Origin of the sequence: Streptomyces odontomachi (assembly GCF_024435355.1) — a bacterium.
Classification (GTDB): Bacteria; Actinomycetota; Actinomycetes; order Streptomycetales; family Streptomycetaceae; genus Streptomyces; species Streptomyces odontomachi.
Map to the genome: position 1 here is coordinate 1 of NZ_JAMJWG010000086.1, position 905 is coordinate 905.

Genomic DNA, 905 nt, shown 5'->3' on the forward strand with positions numbered 1-905 from the left:
CTAGGCCGTTTCTTTCAGATCATCGGATCGTTGGTCTGGGTGTGGCCTTAACCGACGCGCAGTGGGCGCGTATCGAGCCGTTGCTGCCGGACCGGACGCCTCGGCGGGGTGGGCGGTGGCGTGATCACCGGCAGGTGATCGACGCGATCGCGTTCAAGTACCGCACGGGTACGCCGTGGATGGACCTGCCCGAGCACTTCGGCTCGTGGAAGGGCGCTCACAACCGTCTGCGCAAGTGGGCCGCCGATGGCACCTGGGAGAAGATCTTCACCGCCCTGCTTGCCCAGGCCGACGCCGAAGGCGATCTGGACTGGGTTGTCGCGGTCGACTCCACGATCGTTCGTGCGCACCAGCACGCCGCCGGGGCCCGTCAAAAGGGGCCCCGGTCGGCGAGCCGGCAGACCATGCCCTCGGCCGCTCCCGCGGTGGACTGACCACGAAGATCCACCTTGTCGCAGACGGTCGCTGCCGGCCGCTGGCGTTCGTCATCACGCCGGGCCAGGCCGGTGACGCGCCCGCATTCGAGCAGGTCATGGCCCGGCTACGGGTGCCCAGACGGATCGGCCGCCCCAGGGTCACGCCGGACGTGGTCTTGGCCGACAAGGCGTATTCGTCCCGGGCGATCCGCCTTCATCTGCGGCGACGGAAGATCCGGGCGGTGATCCCGCAGCCGGCGGACCAGGCCGCGAACCGAAGGCGACGCGGTCGGCTCGGCGGCCGTCCCCCAACCTTCGACCGCGAGGCCTACAAGCAGCGGAACACCGTCGAGCGGTGCATCAACAAGCTCAAGCAATGGCGCGGCCTAGCCACCCGCTACGACAAGACCGCCACCATCTACCAGGCCGGACTACACCTCGCCGCCATCTTCATCTGGTCGGCGAGGTGATCCGAAGGAAACGCCCTAG

General features: G+C 68.4%; 1 protein-coding gene. It reads left to right on the forward strand.

Annotated elements, in window-relative coordinates:
- The first annotated feature begins 26 nt into the window (after window positions 1–26).
- A protein-coding gene (locus tag NQO67_RS43490) for an IS5 family transposase (protein WP_374118894.1) occupies window positions 27–886 on the forward strand; the annotation gives its coding sequence in 2 pieces (ribosomal slippage) (window positions 27–395 and window positions 398–886; 858 coding nt in all).
- The last annotated feature ends 19 nt before the right edge of the window (window positions 887–905 follow it).